This is a genomic window from Arenibacter palladensis (genome assembly GCF_900129275.1).
Taxonomy (GTDB): domain Bacteria; phylum Bacteroidota; class Bacteroidia; order Flavobacteriales; family Flavobacteriaceae; genus Arenibacter; species Arenibacter palladensis.
The window spans coordinates 34,481-57,939 of the sequence record NZ_FQUX01000006.1 but is presented as its reverse complement, the minus strand read 5'-3'; the positions used below and the strand labels follow the sequence as shown (position 1 = coordinate 57,939).

28 protein-coding genes and 5 tRNA genes are annotated in these 23,459 nt (G+C 38.9%); 20 read left to right on the top strand and 13 right to left on the bottom strand.

Annotated elements, in window-relative coordinates:
• Positions 1 to 22 precede the first annotated feature (22 nt).
• On the top strand, positions 23 to 730 hold the full coding sequence (locus BUA60_RS15750) for a uracil-DNA glycosylase family protein (RefSeq protein WP_072863733.1): 708 nt from the start codon (positions 23 to 25) through the stop codon (positions 728 to 730).
• Positions 731 to 775: 45 nt separating this feature from the next.
• On the opposite strand, the gene BUA60_RS23060 is transcribed toward BUA60_RS15750, so the two are convergent.
• The 13 genes from BUA60_RS23060 to BUA60_RS15690 form a co-directional block, all read right to left on the bottom strand.
• A complete protein-coding gene (locus tag BUA60_RS23060; protein WP_178347011.1) occupies positions 776 to 919 on the bottom strand; it encodes a hypothetical protein in 144 nt (47 codons plus the stop codon).
• A gap of 95 nt (positions 920 to 1,014) precedes the next feature.
• Positions 1,015 to 1,449, bottom strand: a complete 435-nt coding sequence (locus tag BUA60_RS15745) for a hypothetical protein (protein WP_072863334.1) — start codon at positions 1,447 to 1,449, stop codon at positions 1,015 to 1,017.
• Positions 1,450 to 1,635: 186 nt separating this feature from the next.
• The gene (locus BUA60_RS15740; protein ID WP_072863332.1) at positions 1,636 to 1,851 is read right to left on the bottom strand and encodes a hypothetical protein; all 216 of its coding nucleotides are present in this window, start codon (positions 1,849 to 1,851) and stop codon (positions 1,636 to 1,638) included.
• Positions 1,852 to 1,860: 9 nt separating this feature from the next.
• Positions 1,861 to 2,625: a tryptophan synthase subunit alpha gene (trpA, locus tag BUA60_RS15735; protein WP_072863330.1), complete on the bottom strand. Its 765-nt coding sequence runs from the start codon at positions 2,623 to 2,625 to the stop codon at positions 1,861 to 1,863.
• Positions 2,626 to 2,674: 49 nt separating this feature from the next.
• Positions 2,675 to 3,856: a tryptophan synthase subunit beta gene (gene trpB / locus BUA60_RS15730; RefSeq protein WP_072863328.1), complete on the bottom strand. Its 1,182-nt coding sequence runs from the start codon at positions 3,854 to 3,856 to the stop codon at positions 2,675 to 2,677.
• A 55-nt stretch (positions 3,857 to 3,911) separates the two neighbouring features.
• The gene (locus BUA60_RS15725; protein WP_072863326.1) at positions 3,912 to 4,562 is read right to left on the bottom strand and encodes a phosphoribosylanthranilate isomerase; all 651 of its coding nucleotides are present in this window, start codon (positions 4,560 to 4,562) and stop codon (positions 3,912 to 3,914) included.
• A gap of 2 nt (positions 4,563 to 4,564) precedes the next feature.
• Complete coding sequence (trpC, locus tag BUA60_RS15720; protein ID WP_072863324.1) at positions 4,565 to 5,350, bottom strand: indole-3-glycerol phosphate synthase TrpC; 786 nt, start codon at positions 5,348 to 5,350, stop codon at positions 4,565 to 4,567.
• 34 nt (positions 5,351 to 5,384) lie between these two features.
• Complete coding sequence (gene trpD / locus BUA60_RS15715; protein WP_072863322.1) at positions 5,385 to 6,377, bottom strand: anthranilate phosphoribosyltransferase; 993 nt, start codon at positions 6,375 to 6,377, stop codon at positions 5,385 to 5,387.
• Between the two features lie 87 nt (positions 6,378 to 6,464).
• On the bottom strand, positions 6,465 to 7,094 hold the full coding sequence (locus BUA60_RS15710; RefSeq protein WP_072863731.1) for an anthranilate synthase component II: 630 nt from the start codon (positions 7,092 to 7,094) through the stop codon (positions 6,465 to 6,467).
• 83 nt (positions 7,095 to 7,177) lie between these two features.
• A complete protein-coding gene (locus BUA60_RS15705; protein WP_072863320.1) occupies positions 7,178 to 8,575 on the bottom strand; it encodes an anthranilate synthase component I family protein in 1,398 nt (465 codons plus the stop codon).
• A 280-nt stretch (positions 8,576 to 8,855) separates the two neighbouring features.
• Positions 8,856 to 9,434 carry a YceI family protein gene (locus tag BUA60_RS15700; RefSeq protein WP_072863318.1) on the bottom strand — a complete coding sequence of 193 codons (579 nt, stop codon included), beginning with the start codon at positions 9,432 to 9,434 and terminating at the stop codon, positions 8,856 to 8,858.
• A gap of 38 nt (positions 9,435 to 9,472) precedes the next feature.
• Positions 9,473 to 10,105, bottom strand: coding sequence for an NAD(P)H-dependent oxidoreductase (locus BUA60_RS15695; protein WP_072863316.1), 633 nt, complete (start codon positions 10,103 to 10,105; stop codon positions 9,473 to 9,475).
• 40 nt (positions 10,106 to 10,145) lie between these two features.
• The gene (locus tag BUA60_RS15690; RefSeq protein ID WP_072863314.1) at positions 10,146 to 10,592 is read right to left on the bottom strand and encodes a MarR family winged helix-turn-helix transcriptional regulator; all 447 of its coding nucleotides are present in this window, start codon (positions 10,590 to 10,592) and stop codon (positions 10,146 to 10,148) included.
• Between the two features lie 213 nt (positions 10,593 to 10,805).
• On the opposite strand from BUA60_RS15690, the gene BUA60_RS15685 reads away from it, so the two are divergent.
• From BUA60_RS15685 to rplK, 19 genes are all read left to right on the top strand, one after another.
• The gene (locus tag BUA60_RS15685; RefSeq protein ID WP_072863312.1) at positions 10,806 to 11,117 is read left to right on the top strand and encodes a rhodanese-like domain-containing protein; all 312 of its coding nucleotides are present in this window, start codon (positions 10,806 to 10,808) and stop codon (positions 11,115 to 11,117) included.
• Positions 11,118 to 11,226: 109 nt separating this feature from the next.
• Positions 11,227 to 12,510 (top strand): DUF2851 family protein, encoded by a 1,284-nt coding sequence (locus tag BUA60_RS15680; protein WP_072863310.1) that lies wholly within the window; start codon positions 11,227 to 11,229, stop codon positions 12,508 to 12,510.
• A gap of 9 nt (positions 12,511 to 12,519) precedes the next feature.
• Positions 12,520 to 12,747, top strand: coding sequence for a PspC domain-containing protein (locus BUA60_RS15675; RefSeq protein WP_031444841.1), 228 nt, complete (start codon positions 12,520 to 12,522; stop codon positions 12,745 to 12,747).
• A gap of 2 nt (positions 12,748 to 12,749) precedes the next feature.
• Complete coding sequence (locus BUA60_RS15670) at positions 12,750 to 13,757, top strand: potassium channel family protein (RefSeq protein WP_072863308.1); 1,008 nt, start codon at positions 12,750 to 12,752, stop codon at positions 13,755 to 13,757.
• Between the two features lie 96 nt (positions 13,758 to 13,853).
• Positions 13,854 to 15,920 (top strand): amino acid carrier protein, encoded by a 2,067-nt coding sequence (locus BUA60_RS15665; RefSeq protein ID WP_072863302.1) that lies wholly within the window; start codon positions 13,854 to 13,856, stop codon positions 15,918 to 15,920.
• Positions 15,921 to 16,302: 382 nt separating this feature from the next.
• Positions 16,303 to 17,091: a ComEA family DNA-binding protein gene (locus BUA60_RS15660; RefSeq protein ID WP_245802565.1), complete on the top strand. Its 789-nt coding sequence runs from the start codon at positions 16,303 to 16,305 to the stop codon at positions 17,089 to 17,091.
• Between the two features lie 38 nt (positions 17,092 to 17,129).
• Positions 17,130 to 18,269, top strand: coding sequence for an acyl-CoA dehydrogenase family protein (locus tag BUA60_RS15655; protein WP_072863730.1), 1,140 nt, complete (start codon positions 17,130 to 17,132; stop codon positions 18,267 to 18,269).
• A 68-nt stretch (positions 18,270 to 18,337) separates the two neighbouring features.
• Complete coding sequence (gene rpsU, locus BUA60_RS15650) at positions 18,338 to 18,532, top strand: 30S ribosomal protein S21 (protein ID WP_031444836.1); 195 nt, start codon at positions 18,338 to 18,340, stop codon at positions 18,530 to 18,532.
• A 100-nt stretch (positions 18,533 to 18,632) separates the two neighbouring features.
• Positions 18,633 to 19,523: a tyrosine-type recombinase/integrase gene (locus BUA60_RS15645; protein ID WP_072863297.1), complete on the top strand. Its 891-nt coding sequence runs from the start codon at positions 18,633 to 18,635 to the stop codon at positions 19,521 to 19,523.
• A 47-nt stretch (positions 19,524 to 19,570) separates the two neighbouring features.
• Positions 19,571 to 19,873, top strand: coding sequence for a ribosome hibernation-promoting factor, HPF/YfiA family (hpf, locus tag BUA60_RS15640; protein WP_031444834.1), 303 nt, complete (start codon positions 19,571 to 19,573; stop codon positions 19,871 to 19,873).
• A gap of 98 nt (positions 19,874 to 19,971) precedes the next feature.
• Positions 19,972 to 20,045, top strand: a tRNA-Thr gene (locus BUA60_RS15635).
• 164 nt (positions 20,046 to 20,209) lie between these two features.
• Positions 20,210 to 20,291: transfer RNA gene (locus BUA60_RS15630), tRNA-Tyr, on the top strand.
• A gap of 92 nt (positions 20,292 to 20,383) precedes the next feature.
• A tRNA-Gly gene (locus BUA60_RS15625) sits at positions 20,384 to 20,456 on the top strand.
• Between the two features lie 178 nt (positions 20,457 to 20,634).
• Positions 20,635 to 20,706: transfer RNA gene (locus tag BUA60_RS15620), tRNA-Thr, on the top strand.
• A gap of 54 nt (positions 20,707 to 20,760) precedes the next feature.
• A complete protein-coding gene (tuf, locus tag BUA60_RS15615) occupies positions 20,761 to 21,948 on the top strand; it encodes an elongation factor Tu (RefSeq protein ID WP_031444833.1) in 1,188 nt (395 codons plus the stop codon).
• Positions 21,949 to 22,018: 70 nt separating this feature from the next.
• Positions 22,019 to 22,091 (top strand) — tRNA-Trp (locus BUA60_RS15610).
• Positions 22,092 to 22,184: 93 nt separating this feature from the next.
• The gene (gene secE / locus BUA60_RS15605; RefSeq protein WP_072863295.1) at positions 22,185 to 22,373 is read left to right on the top strand and encodes a preprotein translocase subunit SecE; all 189 of its coding nucleotides are present in this window, start codon (positions 22,185 to 22,187) and stop codon (positions 22,371 to 22,373) included.
• Positions 22,374 to 22,383: 10 nt separating this feature from the next.
• The gene (gene nusG / locus BUA60_RS15600) at positions 22,384 to 22,935 is read left to right on the top strand and encodes a transcription termination/antitermination protein NusG (protein ID WP_072863294.1); all 552 of its coding nucleotides are present in this window, start codon (positions 22,384 to 22,386) and stop codon (positions 22,933 to 22,935) included.
• 69 nt (positions 22,936 to 23,004) lie between these two features.
• Positions 23,005 to 23,442 (top strand): 50S ribosomal protein L11, encoded by a 438-nt coding sequence (gene rplK, locus BUA60_RS15595; protein WP_031444830.1) that lies wholly within the window; start codon positions 23,005 to 23,007, stop codon positions 23,440 to 23,442.
• Positions 23,443 to 23,459: the final 17 nt, after the last annotated feature.

The following is a 23,459-nucleotide window of genomic DNA, read 5'->3' as shown; positions in this document are numbered from 1 at the left end:
TAACTTAATTAAATTGTCCAACATGTTCTTGCATACACATCCATATGAACCCTTTTTATTCAAGGATGTCACCAAGTTGATAGTAGGAACCTTGCCACCGCCAAGATTTACTACAGGTGATTTAAAGGAGGGGGACGTTAATTTTTGTTACGGTAGCCGGGATGGCCAATTGTGGCCGATTTTAGATCGAATTTTTGGACTCGATTTAGATTTTGAAACTACAGAAAAAGCCATTAGGCAACGCATGGATTTTCTTAAGGAGCGAAAAATAGGAATATGCGATATAGTGCAAAGTGCGCAACGTTCCAAGGTAGATGCTTCGGATTTGGGGATGGAAAATATTGTATTGAGGGATATGTTGGGATATATTGAACAGTATCCCAAAGTGGATACCTTATTGTTTACGGGCGGAAATAGTAAAAATGGTCCAGAGTATTTTTTTAGAAAATATCTGAAGGAACAAGCAATTAGCCTGGAATCGGTTTCCAATGAGGTACCCCGTATTCATCAGTTCGTTCTACCATCTGCCAAATTGGACATTTCGTCCAAACCCCCGTTAAAACTAAAAGTCAACAAGAAGAGGGTAATTAAAACAGTATCCTTAACGGCACCTTCAGGGGCGGCCAACAGGGCAGTAGGAAGCTTGAAATTATATAAAAAAATGAAAGACGAAAACCCTGAATTCAATACGATCGATTTCAGGGTTTTACAGTATAAAGATTTTTTTTAGAATAATTCCATTATATGTTCAACTTGTGGAATTACTTAGCAGCTATTAATGCTTGTTCTGCTGATCCTTTATGGTATCCTTTTCAATGTCAAAGTTATTGGTATCAACATTGGTATTCCCGGTAGGGTTAGTAGGATTGGATTGTTCCACTTTTCTTTTAAACTTTCTCTTATCATTAATAATTCCCATTCTGTTTAAGTTTTAAGGTTCAACTCCAACTTAATAAAACTATCTCTAAAATGCCGTTAAAGCCCTATTAAACCTTTGTTAGGGAATGTTAAGGCTCATAGTTTAATTTTCAGGGACATCGTTGGATAAGATTGTGTTGCGGCCAAGTTATCACTGGATAAACAAATTGGTTTATAATTAAATGTAATGGACATGGCTGTCTTTTTGTTTTTGCCGGCACTGATAAAATAGGGAATACTGGCTAAACCGGTCAAAAATCCGACCGTGCCGATAATGCCAGCTATGTCGGTGGTACTGGCGGATTCACTTTCCCAGCTGGAATCAAATTTAGCGAATCCTCCAACAGCCATTGCCGTTCCCCCTCCTAACAATATCCAAGCTGTGGTCTTTTGTTTTTTGCTTTTTTGTAAAAAATAATCTTTGGAGAATTCTTTGGTCTGTCCTATTAAAATAGAACTGACAAGTAGTAATGCAAGAAGTAAGCGAATTTTTCTCATGACATTTATATTAATGACAATTTGGATATTCATCTTATTCAGGGGGCAATTACTTTTTTAAGGTATTCAAAGAGCGGATAATTATTTGTATATAGTATTAAAGGTAGATGTTAAATCTGGATTAACAATCTGCTTTATGGTTAAATAAAATAGAGGTCCAAAAATAATTTTGGACCATTGGATTCCTGCCTGCGCAGGAATCCAAAACGCGGTAGAAACTTACTTTTTAAGGACTTTTATGACCAATAGCCTAATTAGCAAAACAAGCGGAAATCCATGTAGAACCACATCAAACCAGTCCATGGGTTTCATTCCGGCAGCTCCGCCCAATATCCATTTTACCTTACCAAGGATATGGGGTTCCGGAAAATAAGGCGCCAGACCAAGGGTAAGGCACAAAAGCAGAACTATTTTCCTATTATTTATAATGTCCATCGCTGTAGTTTATTTTCGAATTCCCTTCACGAAATCTCCAATTTTGTCAACACCATGTTGTGTTAGAAATTTAATAAAGGCCGATCCAATAATGGCTCCCTTTGCTTGTTTGGTGGCTTGCAGAAAGGTTTCTGAATTGTTGATGCCAAAACCGACCACCTGTGGGTTCTTCAATTTCATATCCGCAATCCGCTCAAAGTAGGTTTCTTGATTATTTCCAAAACCATCTTGGGAGCCGGTAACGCTTGCGGAACTTACCATATAGATAAATCCGTCTGAGGCCGCATCGATTTGACGGATACGGGCGTCGCTGGTTTGTGGGGTTATCAAGAAAACGTTTACAAGGCCATATTTTTTAAAGATTGTTTCATAATCTTCTTGGTATACATCCAATGGCAGATCGGGTAAAATAAGTCCGTCTATTCCTATTTCCTGACATTTTTTACAAAATTCCTCTACGCCATATTGTAGAACAGGATTGAAATATCCCATAAGGATCAAGGGTATGGAAACCGATTCGCGAATATCTTTTAACTGCTGGAATAATAGCGAGGTGGTCATTCCATTCTTCAAGGCTTGGGTAGAACTGGCCTGTATGGTAGGGCCATCGGCCAAAGGATCGCTGAACGGCAATCCTATCTCAATCATATCCACACCATTTTTTTCAAGATCTTGAATAATTTTTACCGTATCGTTTAAGGAAGGGTAGCCCGCTGTAAAATAAATGGACAATATCTTTTTATCCTCTTGTAATTTTTGATGTATTCTGTTCATTCTAAAATTATTTTTTGCATTCCCATTAAGGTGGCAATGTACATATAGCTTACAGCTTAAAATATTTTATATAGGTGTCCAAATCCTTATCACCACGTCCTGAGAGATTAAAGACTACGACATCCTCCGGCTGGAATTTTCTGGTTTCCAGAATGGCGAAAGCATGGGAGGACTCAATGGCAGGAATAATCCCTTCTAATTTGGATAATACCATCCCGGCCTGCATAGCTTCATCGTCCGTGACAGCAATAAATTCGGCCCTGCCCGTTTTGTATAGATGGGCATGCATTGGACCAACCCCAGGATAATCAAGTCCTGCGGAAATAGAGTACGGTTCAGTGATCTGTCCATCGGTAGTTTGCATCAATAAGGTTTTACATCCATGGATAATTCCCATTTTACCCAAGACGGAGGTTGCAGCACTTTCACCGCTATCTACACCAAGTCCTGCCGCTTCCACAGCTATTATGCCAACTTCCTTTTCATGTAGAAAATGATAAAAGGTGCCAGCCGCATTACTGCCACCACCTATGCAAGCCACTACGTAATCTGGATTTTCCCTACCTTCCTTTTCTTTCAATTGCCATTTTATTTCTTCGGAAATAATGGACTGAAATCGGGTTACCATATCAGGGTATGGGTGAGGGCCAATAGCCGACCCAATAATATAATGGGTATCCACAGGATTGTTGATCCAGTCCCTAATGGCCTCATTGGTAGCATCCTTTAGGGTTCTGCTTCCGGACTTAGCCGGCCTTACCTTTGCTCCGAGCATTTTCATACGGGCAACATTGGGAGCCTGTCTAGCGATATCTATCTCTCCCATGTACACAATACACTCCATTCCCATAAGGGCACAAACCGTGGCAGTTGCAACGCCATGTTGACCGGCGCCCGTTTCGGCAATGATCCTGGACTTGCCGAGGCGCTTGGCCATTAAGATCTGACCAATGGTATTGTTGACCTTATGTGCACCGGTATGATTTAAATCTTCACGCTTTAAATATACCTTGGTGTTATACTTTTCGGATAAACGTTTTGCAAAATATAAGGGTGAAGGTCTACCTACATAATCCTTCAATAATTGATCAAATTCCTTTTTAAAGGATGGTTCGGCCATTATTTTTAGATACTGCTGTCTAAGGTTTTCAACATTGGGATAGAGCATTTCAGGAATAAAAGCTCCTCCAAATTCTCCGTAATATCCCTTTTCGTCTACGTTGTAATTCATGGTTTTATTGTATAGTATTCAGTACTGAGTATTAAGTATTAGTACGGGATTCCCCTTATTCAATGCTTAATACTTCTTTAAATTCCTTCAATTTTTTAACATCCTTTAATCCTGGTTCGGATTCAAATTTACTATTGATATCAATGGCGTGGCAATATTTTGATTCCGGTCTTTGTTGAAATTCCCTAATTTTTTCAATCTCCTCCAATCCAATGCCTCCACTTAGAAAATAGGGTTTGGTAGAGGGGTAACTTTTCAACACTTCCCAACTGAAGGTGAATCCGTTGCCCCCAGGTAATTTGCCCTTGGTATCAAAAAGAAAATAGTCACATACATTTTCATAGGGAGTCAAAATACTAAAATCAAAATCATCTTTAATAGAGAAAACTTTGATGATTTCTAAGTTGGATTCCTCTAAGGCCTTAGAACGGTCTATATTTATTTTTTTTAGGTCGATACAGAATTCCGGACTTTCCTTTCCATGTAACTGTACGGCCTGTAAATCATAAGTGTCTACTTTCTTCAAAATTTCTTCAAGGGGAGCATCTACAAATACACCTACTTTTTTTATGGAGGCGGGTAATTTGGGAATAGTTCCTTCAAAATACCTTTTGGAGGGTTCCCAGAATATAAAACCAAGATAATCTGGATCAAGGGTGGCTACCTCCAAGGTATTCAATTTCATTCCACACACTTTCAGTTTCATGGCTATTGTTTTATCGATTTAATAAATTGAAGGGCGCTTAGTCCAGGATTATCGGTTTTCATAAAATTCTCCCCAATAAGGAATCCTTTATAGCCATATGGTTTTAACTCTTGTATGGCCTCCGTAGAACTAATACCACTCTCGGAAACCTTCACAAAATCGTCTGGAATTAATTTGGATAATGTTTTACTGGTATCCAAGCTTACTTCAAAAGTCTTCAAATTCCTATTGTTCACTCCCAACATGTCCAAACTGGGCATTATGGATTTATGTAATTCCTCTTCGTCATGGACCTCCAACAATACATCCAAGTGCAATTGTTTAGCCAATTCGGATAAGGTCTTAATTTCAGCTCTGGTCAATATGGCTGCAATCAACAATATTACATCTGCGCCATGGGCCTTGGCCTCCAACAATTGGTATTCGTCAATGATGAATTCCTTGCGGAGCAATGGCATTTGCACAGATGCCCTGGCCAGTAATAGGTCGTCCAATGATCCACCAAAATATTTCCCATCCGTTAAAACAGACATGCCACAGGCTCCGGCTTTTTCATAGCCAACCGCTACATCGGCGACACTGTTTTTTTGATTTATGACCGACTTGGACGGAGACCTCCTTTTGTGTTCCGCAATTATCCCACTATTACTATTTCTAAGGGCATTGGCCAAGGAAACGGTAGGTCTTTGAAATATTACGGAAGCTTCCAACTGGGAAACCGGGATAATGAATTTTTTTAAATCCACTTCCTTTCTTTTATCCAAAACTATTTTATCCAGTATATTCATGATACTATAAAGTTGGCTTGGGTAAAGCCGATTATTATTGACTCAAGGCCTGTAATTTTTTTAGTGTAGTAAGTCCTCTTCCGCTCAAAAGAGATTCCTTGGCTTCCTCAAAGCCTTCTATTGGACTAATCCCTTTGACAGTTGCAATGGCAATACCCGCATTGGCACAGACCACATTATTTTGTGGCGTAGTACCTTTTCCCTGTAAGACATTAAGAAAAACTTGAGCTGATTCTTCAATACTATCTCCCCCAACTATATCTGAGGCGGAAATGGCTTCAACACCAAAATCTGATGGTTTTAACATCCCCTCGGATTTGTTGGTAATGGTTTTGGTATTTCCGGTCAATGAAATTTCGTCATAACCATCCAAGGCATGCAATACTGTAAAATTCTTATCGGTCTTTTGGTATAGATAACCGTACATTCTTGCCAATTCCAAATTAAATACCCCGACCATTTGGTTTTTTGGGAAGGCTGGGTTCACCATGGGTCCCAACATATTAAAGAAAGTTTTTACCCCCAATTCTCTACGTATGGGGGCTACATTTTTCATGGCTGGGTGAAATAACGGGGCATGTAGCACACAAATACCTGCCTCATCTATACATTTTTCAAGAAATCCGGCCTCATTACTGAATTTAATCCCCAAGAATTCCATAACATTACTGCTGCCACACTTTGAGGATACGCCATAGTTGCCGTGTTTGGTTACCTTAACATCGGCCCCTGCAGTAACAAAACTGGCCAAAGTAGAGATGTTAAAAGTGTCCTTGCCGTCACCACCCGTACCGCATAAATCTATGGGGTTGTATTGTGATAGGTCCACTGCCAAACAAAGCTCCAACAAAGCGTCCCTAAAGCCTTCCAATTCTTCTATGGTAACACTACGCATCATATATACCGTTAAAAAGGCGGCAATCTGACTTGTGTTGTAATCTCCTTTGGCAATATTGACCAAAACCTGTTTTGCATCCTCTTTTGGAAGTACATCGTGATTGATCAGTTTGTTTAAAATATCTTTCATAAGTCTCTCTCCAACCCTTTTAAAATGTAAGGGTTTTTTTTGGTTATAATTATTTTTTGTCTAAAAGCTCTTAATTGGTTCTACACCTTATGAGCGGTTAGGGGAGGCTACCCAGTTCTCCAATATTTTCTTACCATGTGGTGTCAATACCGATTCTGGATGAAACTGTACCGCACTAACGTCAAATGTTTTGTGGCGCAAGGACATTACTTGTCCATTCTCATCAAAGGAGGTGGCTTCCAATACTTCTGGAAGAAGGGGATCAACTACCCATGAGTGATAACGGCCCACCTCAATTTCTTTTGGCAATCCATTAAATAGAATATCGTCTTTAACAATATTTATTTTGGTTGCTATTCCGTGGTAGACCTGGTCTATATTGACCAATGACCCTCCGAATACCTCGGCAATGGCCTGCTGACCCAGGCATACTCCAAAAATACTTTTCGAAGGCGCATACATGGCTATAATTTCTTTTAGAAGACCTGCTTCATCTGGGATGCCCGGGCCTGGGGAAAGAACGATCTTGTCAAAAGCCTCGATCTCTTCCAAGCTTATTTGGTCATTTCTTTTTACGGTTACGGCGCAATCCAAATCCTCTAAATAATGGACAAGGTTGTAGGTAAAACTATCGTAGTTGTCTATTACCAATATGGACTTTCCTTCTCCTTTGCCCGCGGATTTGGTGTTTGATTTATTATCTGTATTATCTTTCATAATTTGATGTTCTCTATTGAACATTTATATTGATCTATTCATATGTCCCGATAAGAAAGGACATGGAAAATTAATTGATGTTATTATATAGTTTCCGCTATTTCCAAGGCTTTGGTCAGGGCTCCCAATTTGTTATAGGTCTCCTGTAGTTCATTTTCGGGATTTGAAGCGGCCACCAAACCGGCTCCGGCCTGATAATGCAAATGGTGATTCTTACTTAAAAAGGTTCGGATCATGATGGCATGGTTAAAGTTTCCATTGAAATCCATAAACCCTATGGCCCCACCGTAATAGCCCCTGCTGGTTTTTTCGTATTTCTCAATAAGTTGCATGGCCATGTGTTTTGGGGCCCCGCTTAAAGTGCCTGCAGGAAAGGTATCGGCAACAACTTTCATGGTTGGGATGTCTTTTTTCTTTAGACCGGTAACTTTGGATACCAAATGTATAACATGTGAGAAGAATTGAACTTCCCTATAGTTTTCCACTTTAACCATGGTGCCGTTGCGACTTAAGTCGTTTCTTGCAAGATCGACCAACATAACGTGTTCGCTGTTCTCCTTGTCATCTATTTTTAATTTTTTGGCCAATTCCGCATCCTGTTCATCATTCCCTGTTCTTTTGAAGGTTCCGGCAATAGGGTGAATTTCGGCCTTGCCATCTTTAACAATTAATTGGGCCTCGGGAGAACTTCCAAAGATTTTGAAATCACCATAATCAAAATAAAACAAATAAGGAGATGGGTTTATAGATCTCAGTGCTCTGTATACGTTGAATTCGTCGCCCTTAAATTCTTGGGAGAATCTTCTGGATAATACCAATTGAAAAACATCACCTCTATTGCAATGCTTCTTAGCCAATTCTACGTGCTCTTTATAATCCTCGTCCTTTAGATTGGATGCCGGATTACCTTCTTTGGAGAAATTATAGGAGGCAAAATTTTTGGCGTTGAGAATTTGTTCTATTTCCCCAATATTATTTTCGGACTCATAGCAGTGCGCAAAAATATAGGCTTCGTTTTTAAAATGGTTTATGGCTACTATATTTTGATAAACGGCATAATAGATGTCCGGAATGGAGATACTGTTCTCTTTTTTGGAAATGTTTATGTCTTCAAAATACCGCACTGCGTCATAGGCCATATATCCGAACAGGCCATTGTTTATAAATTTGAAATTGTTGTTCTGGGATTCAAATTTTTGACTAAAATCATGTAAAATACTAGGGATATCCGTTTGTGAATCAATGCTGGTTTTCTCAATGGAACCGTCAGGGAATTGTTGGGTGACCGTCTCGTTTTCTACTTTTATGGAAGCAATGGGGTTGCAGCATATATAGGAAAAACTATTGTCATTGGCGTGATAGTCACTACTTTCCAGTAGAATACTGTTGGGGAAACGATCTCTAATTTTTAAATAAACACTTACAGGGGTAATGGTGTCCGCAAGTATTTTTTTGTGATGTGATACTAACTGGTATTTCATGTTAATTCTTTTAATTGCTACTCTATGCCAATGGGTTCTTTGATTTCTATGATAAACGAAAAAAAGGCTTGTCGTGATGACAAGCCTTTTATATAGTTATACTACAATGATGCTTTGCTCACGATGTTTTTCGTAAGTTGCTCCACCACCAAGTATTTGATACCATGTTCTTCATTGCAGGCCAAATATAAGAAGGAATTTCAAATTTACAAACCTGTGTTACGTAAAAAATAAAAAACCCCACAATTGTGAGGTTTTAAACAGTGTTATTTGGGTATTTTTAGAATACCAGATCCACCACTAGATCAAATTCGTCATATATAGTTTTATCCCCTAAATTATCGAAGAAACTACCTGATCCAAATCTAACGTCATACAAAGATCGGTCTACTTTCATGGTAGCGGTAGCTTTGTTTCCATAGATAGAGATGTCAAAAGTTACAGGGTTGGTTTTTCCCTTTACGGTAAGATCTCCAGTTACCTCATAAGAGTTTTTACCTGTAGCTTTTACGCTGCTAAAGACCAATTTGGAAGTAGGATGTGCCTCAACTCCGAAAAAGTCATCTGATTTTAAGTGTCTTTCCAATTTGCCTTTGGATTCACCTTCCAAGTCGTTGGAAACCAAGGTAGGCATATCAACCACAAATTCTCCACCGGTTAATTTATCCCCGTCAAAAATTAGGGAGCCTGCTTTAAGGGCAATTGTACCGTGATGGGATCCAGTAACTTTGTATCCTTTCCAAGTAACCGTACTTTCCGTTGTTTTCACTTGCTTTACTTCGTTGTCCACAGGAGTGGATGCCATGGTTGTTACACCTGTAAATACTGCCAATACTAAACTTAATGCACTTTTTTTCATAATTTCAATTTTAAGATAATGTTTGTTAATGTTCCTGTTTATATATAAGTAATTAGACTTTCTTTAGTTTTTCGCACTTTTTTATAATGTTGTGTTTTGTCTTCCGTGGACCTATAGCCAATGGCTACAATAACGGCCGCGTTGAGGCCTTTTTCGGAGAGTCCAAGTATTTCGTTGAATTGGGCACTATCAAAACCTTCCATAGGGCAGGTATCTATTTTTAAATCGGCAGCGGCCGACAATAAATTTCCCAGTGCTATATAGGTTTGTCTTGCTGTCCAAGTGGCCTTGGCCGATTCGGATAGTGGCATTAATTTTGACTTCATAAAGTCTGAGTACCCTTGAAGATCATTGGACGGTATACCACGTGTTTCACTTACATTGTCTAAATAATTATCTACCAATTCTTCCCCAAAAGTGGACTGGTTGGCCAATACAATTAAGTGGGAGGCTTCTGTTATTTGGGATTGTCCCCAAGCTGCTGGTTGTAATTTAGCTCTCAATGCAGCATCTTCTACAACCAATATTTCATATGGTTGCAATCCGTAGGAGGAAGCGCTTAAGGAGGTGGCTTCCAACAAATTATCTAAATCATCTTGGGAAACTTTTTTGGAAGTGTCGAATTTTTTTGTGGCATAACGCCAATTTAAATTGTCTATGTATGAATTCATGTTTTGAATATATTAATTATTTGAACTAGTTTTTATTGTTTTAAAATTTATCCAGTAAATCATTTAAGGACCTTAGATCATCCGTCGAAAAGTTTTCCAACAATTTTTCCTCGGTTTCTTTCATGGCCAAATCCATTAGGGATAATGCGCTTTCACCATTAGAGGTTATATTTATTTCTACTTTTCTGCGGTTACTGGGGCATACCATTCGTTCTACATATCCCTTTAGTATCAACTTGTCTACCAATCTAGTGGTATTGCTCATCTTGGTCACCATTCTTTCGTTTAAGGTGGAAAGATTGGCGGGTTTGCCTTTTTGCCCTCTTAGGATTCTTAAGACATTAAACTGCTGTAATGATACGCCATGGGGTTTAAGTGCCGCGGTCATCATCTCGTTAATCTTGGTTTCAACAAGACTTAAATGGATAATGGTCCTACTTGTTATAGGAATTTGCTTATCGGTTTTTATAATTTTTTCTACATTCATGTCGTTACAACAATTGTATATACAAATGTATGGATTAAATTAAGTTCCCCAACATTGTTAGTGATAAAAATTTGTTAAATACTGCTGTACCCGTTTCTATGGGTAACATGGGGATACTTTATTGTGGTAAAGGGCTTCCTTATATATTTATGCTTTAAATATTGGATGATTTTTTTTAAATGCATTATTTTTGGGAATTAAAGAATAACACAAATGGCAGATTTATCACAAGAGGAGTGGAGTGAACAATTTGAAAACGACGAGAATGCCTTCTTGTTGGATGTTAGGACTCCGGAAGAGGTTGAGGAAGGTTATATACCAAATGCAACCAATATAGATATTTATTTAGGGCAAGAGTTTGTTGCCGAACTGGAAAAGTTGGACAAAAGTAAAAACTATTACGTCTATTGTAGGTCCGGACAACGCAGTGGCCAGGCGTGTGCCATTATGAACAAGTTGGGCTTTGAAAACGCTTACAATTTAGTAGGCGGGTTTATGAACTGGGAAGGCGAAGTAGCGGAATAACATATTTGAGGGCAGACCTTATAATTAAGGTCTAACGGACTTCTTGGCATAAAGTATCATACTTTATATGTAACCTTGTGGAGTATTGGTTTTTTCTTTACATTGGATTATGCGGGAAGATCTTTTGCACTTTATTTGGAAGTATAAAAAACTTCAATTGGGGAATTTAAAAGGCTCCAATAATGAAGCCATTCAAATATTGGACGTGGGATCCCATAATCTTTTGTCCGGGCCAGATTTTTTTAATGCCAAGATTCAAATAGATGAACAGTTGTGGGCAGGCACGGTGGAGATGCATATTAAATCTTCTGATTGGTATGCCCACAATCATGAAACAGACCCCAATTATCAAAACGTAATACTTCATGTAGTTTGGGAGGACGATTGTGACGTATTCAGGAGTGATAATACAGTTATTCCCACATTGGTACTTAAGGATTATATCTCATCCGGTCTCCTTAAAGAGTATCAAAAATTATTTTTTCACAAAGAGCAACTATTTATTAATTGCGAAAATGGGATTGGTGATACTTCTGACTTTGTTTTACAGAATTGGTTGGAAGTTCTCTATTTTGAACGTTTGGAAAGGAAAACGGAATTGGTGGCGCAGCTTTTAAAGTCCTCCAATAACGATTGGGAGCGCGTATTTTTTGTATTGCTTTTTAAAAATTTTGGACTCAAAATTAATGGTGAGCCCTTTTTTGAAATAGCCAATCAGCTTCCTTTCCAGGTAGTGCGCAAAATACAGGACAATATACTTCAAATGGAAAGTTTGTTCTACGGCTTTGCCCGATTCTTGGATGATGATATTGTAGGGGATAAATATTATGATAGTTTAAAAAAGGAATTTGCTTTTCTAAAAGCCAAGTTCCATTTTTTGGACGCACCGCATCAAAAACCCGAGTTTTTTAAACTGCGCCCGTCCAATTTCCCTACAATCAGACTTTCCCAGTTGGCCAATTTGTATGTGCTGCACCAAAACTTGTTTAGTTTGGTTATCAATGCCAAAAGTGTTGAGGAAATTTATTTGGTTTTTAAAGTTTCTGCCAGCGAATATTGGGACAATCATTATACTTTCGGAAAAGTCACCAAGGGAAATGTCAAGAAACTTACCAAGAAATTTGTGGATCTCTTGATTGTCAATACCATTCTTCCTATAAAATTGAGTTATGCAAAGCATATGGGAAGAGATGTGCCGGACGAGATCATTGATATTATTTCGGGCATAACATCAGAAAGCAATACAGTTATTTCTAAGTTTAAGTCGCTTAAATTACAATTTCCCTCAGCCAAGGAAAGTCAGGCCGTAATACAGCTGTACAACGAATACTGTACAAAAAATAAATGTTTACAATGTGCTGTGGGCCATCAATTATTGAATAGAAAACCCTAATTTTAAGGCATGAACATTTTCTATACGGTACTATATTATTTTCAGAAAAGAGGATTTGAGGTTTGTAGGCGAATAGCGGAGCGTTTGGGCATACGTACCAGAGTAGTTCGTACATCCTTTATATATCTTACCTTCGTTACCTTGGGCTTTGGGTTTGCCCTTTATTTGTTTATGGCTTTTTGGCTAAGGATAAAGGATTTGCTTTACACCAAAAGAACCTCTGTTTTTGATCTTTAAGTATGATAAGACTTTTTCGCTCCCGAATGTATTTGGCGTTGGCTTTATTGGTCATGGTCTTGTTGTTCGGAGTACTCGGATATAGGTTCCTATCGGACTATACCTGGATAGACGCCTTTTATATGACCATTATTACGGTTACCACCGTTGGTTTTTCCGAGGTACGTCCGTTGGATGCCGAAGCAAAAATATTTACAGTCCTATTAATTGTTACAAGTGTATTTATATTTGCGTTCGCAATTTCGGTAATAACCGAATATATCCTAAGTCGAAATGCGCTTCAACTTCTAAAGAAAAAAAAGGTGAAAAACAAAATCAATAGTTTGAGCAATCATGTAATTATTTGCGGTTTTGGCAGAAATGGAAATCAGGCTGCGGAAAGATTAAAGGCTTATAACCGGTCATTTGTGGTTATTGAAAAAAATAAGGAAGTCATAGAGAAATTTGAAGATGAGATCCTTTTTGTTGAAGGGGACGCCAATGAAGATGATACTTTGATAGAAGCTGGAATAGACAGGGCCCAATACCTGATTACCGCCATGCCAGATGATGCTGCCAACCTATTTGTAGTACTCTCCGCAAGGCAATTGAACAAAAACCTATTTATCATCAGTAGGGCTTCCCAAATCACTTCCCAAAAGAAGTTAAGGTTAGCGGGGGCGGACAAGGTTATTATGCCAGATAAGATAGGAGGGGATCATATGGCGTCCTTAGTGGTAATACCGGATCTTATAACCTTTATGGACAAGCTTTCAACGGATGGGGAAAATACTACCAATTTGGAAGAGGTCACCATAGAAAGTTTTATGACCAAGATAGACAACCATTCGTTGCGCGATCTAGATTTGAGAAGAAAGACAGGCTGTACTATAATTGGATATATTGAGCCCAATGGCAATTATATTATTAACCCAGAGGCCGATTTAAAATTGCAACCGCAGGGTAAGGTTATAGTATTGGGGAGACCGGAACAAATAAAAAAATTAAATGAAATGTTCCATATAGATTGAGCTTAGAAACAATTATATTTGATTCCAAGCATTATTTTTAGGATATTGCCGGGATATTTGAAGCTAAACCAACAAAATTAACTTTTCAAGCTACTTATGAAGAAATATATATCTTCCATTTTTTTACTGTTTTCGTTTGTATTATTTTCCCAAGAACTTATTGTAAAGGAGTCCATATACAATCCTTCGAACAACATCAATGATGGCGTAGTAAAATTAGAGGTTGACGGTGGTACCCCACCTTATCAGTATAAATGGAGTAATCAAAACACTCCGCTATCAGCCAATCAAGCCACAAATCTTATAGAAGGCCTTCCTTATACCGTAACAATTACCGATGCCAAGGGGTTACAGGTTACCAAGGTCTACAAAGTACCTACCGAGGCAATTACTGAATTTTTTAATGGAGTTATGACACCTGCCGTTAGTGCATTGGGGTCCGTACTTTTTTGGGATCCTTTTGCTGCCATTGGTATTTATGATCCCGTTGTATATGCGGATGTGAAACGTATTGGGATTCCAGGTTGGTCACCCGAAACTAAGGATAAGTTTATTCTAAAGGAATGGTTGAAGCCCGAAGGTCAAAAAGTAAAAAAAGGGGACGATATTGCAATTATCTCTAAAAGTAATGGTACTACCGAAACAATAACTACACCCGTCAGCGGTCAATTAAAATATTTGGCCAAGGAAGGAGAGGTGATATACAATTCAGAGAATACGGAACACGTAATTGAGCAAGGAGCTCATTTTTTGGCAGAGGTGAAGTATGATGAGCCTGTCATTATAACCCATCCTAATGGTGATCCACAACAAAAGGCTATTCCGTTTATCGTAATTTGGTTGGTAATAGGAGCTATTTTCTTTACGTTGAGAATGGGCTTTATCAATTTTAGGGGATTTAGACATTCAATTGATTTGGCCAAAGGTAAATATGACGATCCGGATGCCCCAGGACAAGTGACACATTTTCAAGCCTTGGCGACTGCAGTTTCCGGTACGGTGGGACTTGGTAATATTGCTGGGGTAGGGGTGGCCGTTTCCCTAGGTGGTGCAGGTGCAACTTTTTGGATGATTGTCTGCGGTCTATTGGGAATGTCTTCCAAATTTGTGGAGTGTACATTAGGGGTTAAATACCGTAATATACTTCCTGATGGCCGTGTTTTTGGAGGTCCAATGAACTATTTGCGCTATGGTCTGGAGAAAAGGAATCTAAAAGGTTTAGGTAAGGCGCTTGCCGGTCTGTTTGCCGTATTGGCTGTGGGGGCTTCCTTTGGAGGTGGAAATATGTTTCAGGCCAATCAATCTTTTGAACAACTTTCGGGACAATTCCCGGCATTACAGGGCAATGGGTTTTGGTTTGGGGTAATTACGGCAATTCTTGTAGGGGTGGTCATAATTGGTGGAATTAATAGTATTGCCAATGTAACCGGAAGGGTAGTTCCAATTATGGCTTCTATTTATATTTTGGCCGCCTTAACGGTAATCATCATCAATATAGAAAATATTGGCCCTGCATTTGCGGCCATAGTGGATGGGGCTTTTAGCCCAAGTGCACTCAAAGGGGGTGTTATAGGCGTTTTGATCGTTGGTTTTCAGAGGGCCGCGTTCTCCAACGAGGCCGGGGTTGGTTCAGCTGCAATTGCGCATAGTACGGCGAAGACAAACCATCCGCCCTCAGAAGGTTTTGTGGCGCTCATGGAGCCGTTTATAGATACGGTCGTGGTTTGTACTTTAACCGCCTTGGTTTTAATATTTACTGGAATGCATGAAGTAGAGGGAATGGCAGGTGCCCAATTAACATCGGATGCCTTTGGAAGTGTACTTTCATGGTTTCCATATGTACTGGCCTTAGCGGTATTTTTATTTGCTTTTTCAACCATGATTTCCTGGTCCTATTATGGAATGAGGGCTTGGACCTATCTTTTTGGAAAAAGTAAAAAAGTAGAGTTTGTATATAAGATGTTGTTTCTAGTTTTTGTGGTGGTAGGTGCATCTGTAAGTTTAGGAGCGGTATTGGATTTTTCGGACATGATGATTTTGGCCATGTCCTTTCCAAACATCATCGGACTATATCTAATGTCCGGTGAGGTGAAAAGAGATCTTGATGACTATTTGGTAAAACTCAAGGCAAATATGCTTTACAAAAAAAAGGGAAAGGCATAATTAAAGGCTTAGAATAATAAGTATTAATCCCATCTTAAATTCCGTAAACAGGAGTGAGGTGGGATTTTCTTTTTAATACAGTAAAGTAATACGGTCATATTTTACTATATTTAGTTTATAACTAGCCCGGTATTGGGAGAGGTTGATATTTTGAATTTAGCCGCTTTTATAGCGATGCCTTGGTAGCAGTAAGTAGTAATGGTCTTTGGATCATATTCTGTGAAAATTAAAAGTGCTTTTAAGATATTAAGTTTGACTCGTGAACAGAAAATCGTTTAAATCCCACTTTAAGTTCAATAAACAGGAGCGAAGTGGGATTTTCTTTTTGTTGCTTCTTATAGTTATTTTCCAGATAGTATATTTCGTCGTTAAATCATACCCTGTGACGGAAAAGACCAATTCCTTTTTGGAGGATGGGGAATACCAAGCGAAAATCGATGAACTTAGAAGTCGCAACCAAAAGAAGGATTCCATCACTTTGTATCCATTTAATCCCAATTTTATAACAGATTACAAAGGTTACGTTTTGGGTCTGTCTACAGAGGAAATAGACCGTTTACATGCATTTAGGGCTAAAAACCAGTTTGTGAATTCCGGGGAGGAATTTCAGAAGGTAACATTGATATCCGATTCCCTATTGGAAAGTTTGCAGCCCTATTTTAAGTTTCCCGAATGGACTCAAAAAGGAAGTAGGGAGTCGTTGGTTGGTGCTGGGGCCAGCTCTTCAATGAAATCGGAATCCGTGCCGGTTATCAATGCCATTAAACTTGGAAAGGTCAAGGACCTTAATAGTGCTACCGCAGAAGAATTAAGGTCCGTGAATGGAATTGGGGAAAAGTTGTCCCAGCGCATTGTGAAATTTAGGGACCACTTGGGAGGTTTTTTGGTTGAGGAGCAATTAGGACATGTTTATGGCCTAGAGCCCGAGGTGGTTGCAAAAGTTCTTAAGGACTACAGGATATTGCATAGTCCGGCTATATCAAAAATCAATATTAACCAAGCTACACCAAGGGATATCTCAAAACTTGTTTACATAAAATATGAAGTGGCAGCGCGTATTGTGGCTTTTAGGGAAGCGAACGGGGGCATTACTACATTTGATGAATTAATAGAAATCGAAGATTTCCCTTCGGAAAGATTAGATATAATTAAGTTATATTTGCAATTATAAAAAAATTGCTAATAATGGTTATCGATACCCCTTCTACAATGAGTTTTGATTACTCTGAAACTCAACAAATGGTGGCTGCCTCTGCCAGGGAGTTTGCTGAACAATATATTAGGCCTTATGTAATGGAGTGGGATGAGGCCCAAACATTTCCTGTTGAGGTTTTTAAGAAAGCTGGGGAAATGGGTTTTATGGGGGTTTTAGTACCTGTAGAACTGGGTGGTTCCGGCTTGGGTTATCATGAATATGTTGCTATCATTGAGGAAATTTCCAAAGTGGATCCTTCCATAGGATTATCGGTAGCAGCGCATAATTCCTTGTGTACCAATCATATTCTTAGTTTTGGCAATGAGGCTCAAAAGAAAAAATGGATTCCAAAATTGGCTACTGCCGAATGGATTGGGGCCTGGGGACTTACGGAGCATAATACCGGTTCCGATGCCGCCGGTATGAGTACTACTGCGGTCAAGGAAGGCGACTCCTGGATTTTGAACGGAGCCAAGAATTTTATTACCCACGGTAAGAGTGGAGATATTGCGGTGGTTGTGGTAAGAACTGGGGAGAAAGGGGATAGCCATGGCATGACCGCCTTTGTAGTGGAAAAGGGAACACCCGGCTTTAGCAGTGGAAAGAAAGAAAACAAGCTTGGAATGAGGGCTAGTGAAACCGCTGAATTGGTATTTGATAATTGCAAGATCCCAGATTCCAATAGATTGGGGGGTATAGGCGAAGGATTTGTGCAATCCATGAAGATTTTGGACGGTGGAAGAATATCCATTGGAGCCTTGTCCTTGGGAATATCCAAAGGCGCTTACGAAGCAGCCCTGAAATATTCCAAGGAGCGGGTGCAGTTTGGAAAGCCGATTAGCCAATTTCAAGGTATTTCCTTTAAACTTGCGGACATGGCTACTGAAATTGAAGCTTCGGAATTGCTTTTGCACAAAGCGGCTTTCTTGAAAAATGAAGGGCGAAATGTTACCAAATTGGGAGCTATGGCCAAAATGTATGCTTCTGAAGTATGTGTAAAAGTAGCTAATGAGGCAGTGCAGATACACGGTGGATACGGATTTACCAAGGATTTCCCAGTAGAGAAATTCTATAGGGATTCCAAGTTGTGTACTATTGGGGAAGGCACTACCGAGATACAAAAAGTGGTCATTGCCAGAAAAATTTTAAAATAATTATTTGTAATTCATTTTTAAGGTATATATTTGCAGCCTTAATCACAAAAGAGAGGAGGTTATTGCCCATGTTAATAATACCAATAAAAGAAGGAGAAAACATCGATAGAGCTTTAAAGCGTTTCAAGCGTAAGTTCGACAAGACAGGTACAATGCGACAGTTGAGAAAACGTCAGCAGTTTACTAAGCCATCTGTAGAGAACAGAGCGAAGATTCAGAAAGCTCAATATATTCAAGGTCTAAGGGATAAAGAAGAAATCTAGATCTACTTGAATTTATAATAGTCTAAAAAGTTCCACTTAATGTGGGACTTTTTTTTTGTATCCTACACTTAGCAGGGTTTATCTTTTGTAACTTTGGTATATGTCCATAGAATCATTTATTTCCTATTTATCACTGGAGAAGAACTATTCTCCGCATACCATAACAGCTTACCGGAATGATTTAGTGGAATTTAAAAATTATTGTAGGCAGCAGTTTCAACTAGAGGAGATTAACCAAGTATCCTACAACCTTATTAGGAGTTGGATAGTTATCTTGGTAGAATCAGGTGTATCCAACAGGTCAGTAAATCGTAAAATTGCATCCTTAAAGGCATATTATAAGTTTCTCTTGAGAGTTGGAATTTTGACCATCAATCCCTTGGCAAAACATAAAGCGCTTAAAACTTCAAAGAAAATCGAGATTCCCTTTTCCGAAATTGAGATGGAAAATGTTATTTCCCAAATTCCCTTCGAGGATAATTTTGAAGGTAAGCGTGACAAGTTGATAATCGAATTGCTTTATACCACCGGAATTAGGCGCGCAGAACTGATAGGTCTTAGGGTTAAGGATGTGGATTATCAGGCCGGGACAATAAAAGTATTGGGGAAGCGAAATAAGGAACGGATCATTCCTCTTTTGGAAGCTACCAAGGAATTGTTCTTGGAATATAATCTGGAACGTAGCAGGTTGAAAGCAATAGAGGATGGAGCCTATGTTTTTCTTTCTGGCAAAGGCAATAAAATGTATGAAACGCTTGTTTATAGAATTATAAATAAGTATTTTAGTTTAGTGTCGGCCAAGGTGAAAAAGAGTCCGCATATTTTACGACATACCTTTGCTACACATTTGCTAAATAAGGGTGCGGATTTAAATTCCGTAAAGGAATTATTAGGGCATTCCAGTTTGGCGTCAACACAGGTTTATACCCATAATAGTATTGCGGAATTAAAGAAGGTACATTTCTCGGCTCATCCTAGAAGTAAGAAGTAGTACAGTCTTTATCTTTATATTGTTTAACTCTTTTAAAACTTCATTCTATGAAAGTAAATGCACAATCGGTGAATTTCACTGCAGACGGAAAGCTTATTGACTTTATTCAGGCAAGATTGAATAAAATGGAACTGTTTTATGACAAGGTAATTAGTTCTGATGTGTATCTTAAGGTTGAAAACACAAGTGCCAAGGAGAATAAAATTGTGGAAATCAAGGTGTTGGTTCCTAAAGATAAGTTTGTGGTAAAAAAACAATGCAAGTCCTTTGAAGAGGCTGTGGACACGGCATGTAGTTCTTTGGAAAGGAAGTTGGTTAAGCGAAAAGAAAAAATAAGATTAAATGCATAAAAAAATTATTAAAAAATGTTTTGATTAAATAAATAAATATCTACATTTGCAGTCCGTTAGAAATAGCGGACTTTTTTTTGAGGAAAAAAGTAACAAAAGCCGATGTAGCTCAGCTGGCTAGAGCAGCTGATTTGTAATCAGCAGGTCGTGGGTTCGAGTCCCTCTATCGGCTCAAAAAGAAAACAGAAATAGTGTTATTTTTGTTTGAAATATTGAAACAGGGTTAAAAAGCGATCGGGACGAGAAGTTTATCCCGAGCGTAGTAGAGGGAAGTCCCTCTATCGGCTCAAAAAAAAAGAAAATTTATATTTTCTTAGGTTCTTTAAAATATGGTTTGGGGAGATACTCAAGCGGCCAACGAGGGCAGACTGTAAATCTGCTGACTACGTCTTCGCAGGTTCGAATCCTGCTCTCCCCACAAAAGGCCTTAAAAGGTCTTTGTATGAAAATACAGAAAGTTTTTTTTGAAATGATGAAATTAATTTTTAGGTTTGCCTAAAAATTATAAAAGCGGGAGTAGCTCAGTTGGTAGAGCGTCAGCCTTCCAAGCTGAATGTCGCCGGTTCGAACCCGGTCTCCCGCTCTAAATTTTAAAAGCAAAAGCTCCTTTGATGGGGCTTTGCGCAATTAAAATTAAATGGACAAGATTTAATTATCCTGTCCTGAGCGACGCCGAGGGTAAACTTCGTCAACGCTCTTAAACTTTGGGTATAGGGTTATAGTTTTAGATTGGGCCTGGCCCAATGGTTAAAATTAAAGATGCCGGTGTAGCTCAGGGGTAGAGCGTTTCCTTGGTAAGGAAGAGGTCATGAGTTCAAATCTCATCATTGGCTCAATTAAGGCATTATTTGTACACTAATATAAACTAAGAATTAAAATTAACAAACATGGCAAAGGCAACATTTGATCGTTCCAAACCGCATTTAAATATAGGTACTATTGGACACGTGGATCACGGTAAAACTACATTGACTGCTGCGATTACTACAGTATTGGCAAACGCAGGACTTTCTGAAATGAGAAGTTTCGATTCTATCGACAACGCTCCAGAAGAAAAGGAAAGAGGTATTACTATTAATACTTCACACGTAGAATACTCTACCGCGAACCGTCACTATGCTCACGTGGATTGTCCAGGTCACGCGGATTACGTAAAGAACATGGTTACTGGTGCTGCTCAGATGGACGGTGCTATATTGGTTGTTGCTGCTACTGATGGTCCTATGCCACAAACTCGCGAGCACATCCTATTAGGTCGTCAGGTTGGTATTCCAAGAATCGTTGTTTTCTTGAACAAAGTGGATATGGTTGATGATGAGGAGCTTTTGGAGTTGGTTGAAATGGAAGTAAGGGAATTGCTTTCTTTCTACGAGTATGATGGTGACAATGGTCCTGTTATTTCTGGATCTGCCTTAGGAGCACTTAACGGTGAGCAAAAATGGGTTGATACTGTAATGGAATTGATGGAAGCTGTTGATAGCTGGATCGAATTGCCAACTAGGGATGTTGATAAGCCTTTCTTGATGCCTGTTGAAGATGTATTTACTATTACAGGTCGTGGAACTGTTGCTACTGGTCGTATTGAAACAGGAGTTGCAAATACAGGAGATCCTGTTGAGATCATCGGTATGGGAGCTGAGAAATTGAACTCTACTATTACTGGGGTTGAGATGTTCCGTAAGATATTGGATAGAGGTGAAGCTGGAGATAACGTTGGTATCCTTTTGAGAGGTATTGAAAAATCTCAAATAAAAAGAGGGATGGTAATCTGTAAGCCAGGTTCTGTTAAGCCACACGCTAAATTTGAAGCTGAGGTTTATATCCTTAAGAAAGAAGAAGGTGGACGTCACACTCCATTCCACAATAACTATCGTCCTCAGTTCTATGTAAGAACTACAGATGTTACCGGTACTATCAATCTTCCTAGTGGAGTTGAGATGGTTATGCCTGGGGATAACCTTACTATTATTGTTGACTTATTGTCTCCAATTGCACTTAGCGAAGGTTTGCGTTTTGCTATCCGTGAAGGTGGTAGAACAGTTGGTGCAGGTCAGGTTACCAAGATATTAGATTAATATTTTAATATAGTATTGTTTACATTGAGGGTGTCTTGCTAAAGCGGGATACCTTTCAATGTAAATATAAACGGGTGTAGCTCAGTTGGTAGAGCACTGGTCTCCAAAACCAGGTGTCGGGAGTTCGAGCCTCTCCGCCCGTGCAAAATACAATGGGTTCTTTTCTGATTGGGATGATGTCGTCAGTATTTTTTTAAGGCCTTGTTTTATAGTTAAGAAAATAAATTTTTCGCAGCATGATTACATATATAAGAGAATCTATAGACGAACTTAGGAATAACGTTACTTTACCTACAAGGGCGGAGTCTTCCAACTTGATGGTAATCGTAGCGGTGTTTTCTATAATTTTTGCGCTTGCGACTTGGGGTGTTGATAGTTTGTTTAGTAAATTGATACAACTGTATTTCAATAACATAATCAATTAAGAAGCACCGTATGTCAGAAGTATTGGATAAGAAATGGTATGTTGTAAGGGCTGTAAGTGGTCAGGAAAACAAAATTAAGGGCTATATAGAGGCGGAAGTTGCTAGGCTTGGTTTTGAAGACTATTTGGAGGAAGTTCTTGTTCCTACTGAAAAAGTGGTGCAAATAAGGAACGGAAAAAAGATTAATAAGGAACGTGTTTATTTTCCTGGATATATTATGATCAAGGCTAACCTTGGGGGTGAAATGATTCATATTATCCGTTCTATTACCAATGTTATTGGGTTTTTGGGGGAGACCAAAGGCGGGGATCCCGTTCCTTTGAGAAAGTCCGAAGTCAATAGAATGCTTGGGAAAGTGGATGAATTGGCTGTTAAGACCGATAGTGTTGCCATACCTTTTGTATTTGGTGAGACCGTAAAGGTTATTGATGGGCCATTCAATGGTTTTAACGGAACCGTTGAAAAAATTAACGAAGAAAAGCGTAAGCTGGAAGTTATGGTGAAGATTTTTGGAAGAAAAACTCCATTGGAACTCAGTTATATGCAAGTAGAAAAAGTTTAATAAGAACTGTTACATAGATAAAAGAAGTGTTGCTTCCAAATTAACACTCTTTAAATTTAATTTTAAACAATGGCAAAAGAAGTAAGTAAAGTAGTTAAACTACAAGTTAGGGGAGGTGCAGCGAATCCGTCGCCACCGGTTGGACCCGCTTTAGGTGCTGCCGGGGTCAACATTATGGAGTTCTGTAAGCAATTTAATGCGCGTACACAGGACAAGCCAGGCAAAGTATTGCCAGTTGCGATCACGGTTTATAAAGACAAGTCGTTCGACTTTGTTGTAAAGACACCGCCGGCGGCAGTTCAATTAATGGAAGCGGCTAAGATTAAAAAAGGATCTGGCGAGCCTAACAGAAACAAGGTTGCAAGTGTATCTTGGGACCAGATCAAGTTGATCGCTGAAGACAAAATGGTAGATCTTAATGCCTTTACGGTAGAATCGGCAATGAGTATGGTTGCAGGTACAGCAAGATCTATGGGTTTAAAAGTTGCAGGCAACAGACCTTTTTAAAATCTTAAAAGCAATTT

Bases quoted from the DNA above. Each gene is read 5' to 3' on its own strand.
- rplK (WP_031444830.1), top strand. From the start codon at position 23,005: ATGGCAAAAGAAGTAAGTAAAGTAGTTAAACTACAAGTTAGGGGAGGT.
- trpD (WP_072863322.1), bottom strand. From the start codon at position 6,377: ATGAAAGATATTTTAAACAAACTGATCAATCACGATGTACTTCCAAAA.
- BUA60_RS15695 (WP_072863316.1), bottom strand. From the start codon at position 10,105: ATGAATTCATACATAGACAATTTAAATTGGCGTTATGCCACAAAAAAA.
- BUA60_RS15745 (WP_072863334.1), bottom strand. From the start codon at position 1,449: ATGAATATCCAAATTGTCATTAATATAAATGTCATGAGAAAAATTCGC.
- BUA60_RS15750 (WP_072863733.1), top strand. From the start codon at position 23: ATGTTCTTGCATACACATCCATATGAACCCTTTTTATTCAAGGATGTC.
- BUA60_RS15655 (WP_072863730.1), top strand. From the start codon at position 17,130: ATGAGTTTTGATTACTCTGAAACTCAACAAATGGTGGCTGCCTCTGCC.
- BUA60_RS15710 (WP_072863731.1), bottom strand. From the start codon at position 7,094: ATGAAAGATAATACAGATAATAAATCAAACACCAAATCCGCGGGCAAA.
- trpA (WP_072863330.1), bottom strand. From the start codon at position 2,625: ATGAACAGAATACATCAAAAATTACAAGAGGATAAAAAGATATTGTCC.
- BUA60_RS15645 (WP_072863297.1), top strand. From the start codon at position 18,633: ATGTCCATAGAATCATTTATTTCCTATTTATCACTGGAGAAGAACTAT.
- trpC (WP_072863324.1), bottom strand. From the start codon at position 5,350: ATGAATATACTGGATAAAATAGTTTTGGATAAAAGAAAGGAAGTGGAT.
- BUA60_RS15700 (WP_072863318.1), bottom strand. From the start codon at position 9,434: ATGAAAAAAAGTGCATTAAGTTTAGTATTGGCAGTATTTACAGGTGTA.
- BUA60_RS15670 (WP_072863308.1), top strand. From the start codon at position 12,750: ATGATAAGACTTTTTCGCTCCCGAATGTATTTGGCGTTGGCTTTATTG.
- trpB (WP_072863328.1), bottom strand. From the start codon at position 3,856: ATGAATTACAACGTAGACGAAAAGGGATATTACGGAGAATTTGGAGGA.
- rpsU (WP_031444836.1), top strand. From the start codon at position 18,338: ATGTTAATAATACCAATAAAAGAAGGAGAAAACATCGATAGAGCTTTA.
- hpf (WP_031444834.1), top strand. From the start codon at position 19,571: ATGAAAGTAAATGCACAATCGGTGAATTTCACTGCAGACGGAAAGCTT.
- tuf (WP_031444833.1), top strand. From the start codon at position 20,761: ATGGCAAAGGCAACATTTGATCGTTCCAAACCGCATTTAAATATAGGT.
- secE (WP_072863295.1), top strand. From the start codon at position 22,185: ATGATTACATATATAAGAGAATCTATAGACGAACTTAGGAATAACGTT.
- BUA60_RS15685 (WP_072863312.1), top strand. From the start codon at position 10,806: ATGGCAGATTTATCACAAGAGGAGTGGAGTGAACAATTTGAAAACGAC.
- BUA60_RS15665 (WP_072863302.1), top strand. From the start codon at position 13,854: ATGAAGAAATATATATCTTCCATTTTTTTACTGTTTTCGTTTGTATTA.
- BUA60_RS15690 (WP_072863314.1), bottom strand. From the start codon at position 10,592: ATGAATGTAGAAAAAATTATAAAAACCGATAAGCAAATTCCTATAACA.
- BUA60_RS15740 (WP_072863332.1), bottom strand. From the start codon at position 1,851: ATGGACATTATAAATAATAGGAAAATAGTTCTGCTTTTGTGCCTTACC.
- BUA60_RS15705 (WP_072863320.1), bottom strand. From the start codon at position 8,575: ATGAAATACCAGTTAGTATCACATCACAAAAAAATACTTGCGGACACC.
- BUA60_RS15680 (WP_072863310.1), top strand. From the start codon at position 11,227: ATGCGGGAAGATCTTTTGCACTTTATTTGGAAGTATAAAAAACTTCAA.
- nusG (WP_072863294.1), top strand. From the start codon at position 22,384: ATGTCAGAAGTATTGGATAAGAAATGGTATGTTGTAAGGGCTGTAAGT.
- BUA60_RS15675 (WP_031444841.1), top strand. From the start codon at position 12,520: ATGAACATTTTCTATACGGTACTATATTATTTTCAGAAAAGAGGATTT.
- BUA60_RS23060 (WP_178347011.1), bottom strand. From the start codon at position 919: ATGGGAATTATTAATGATAAGAGAAAGTTTAAAAGAAAAGTGGAACAA.
- BUA60_RS15725 (WP_072863326.1), bottom strand. From the start codon at position 4,562: ATGAAACTGAAAGTGTGTGGAATGAAATTGAATACCTTGGAGGTAGCC.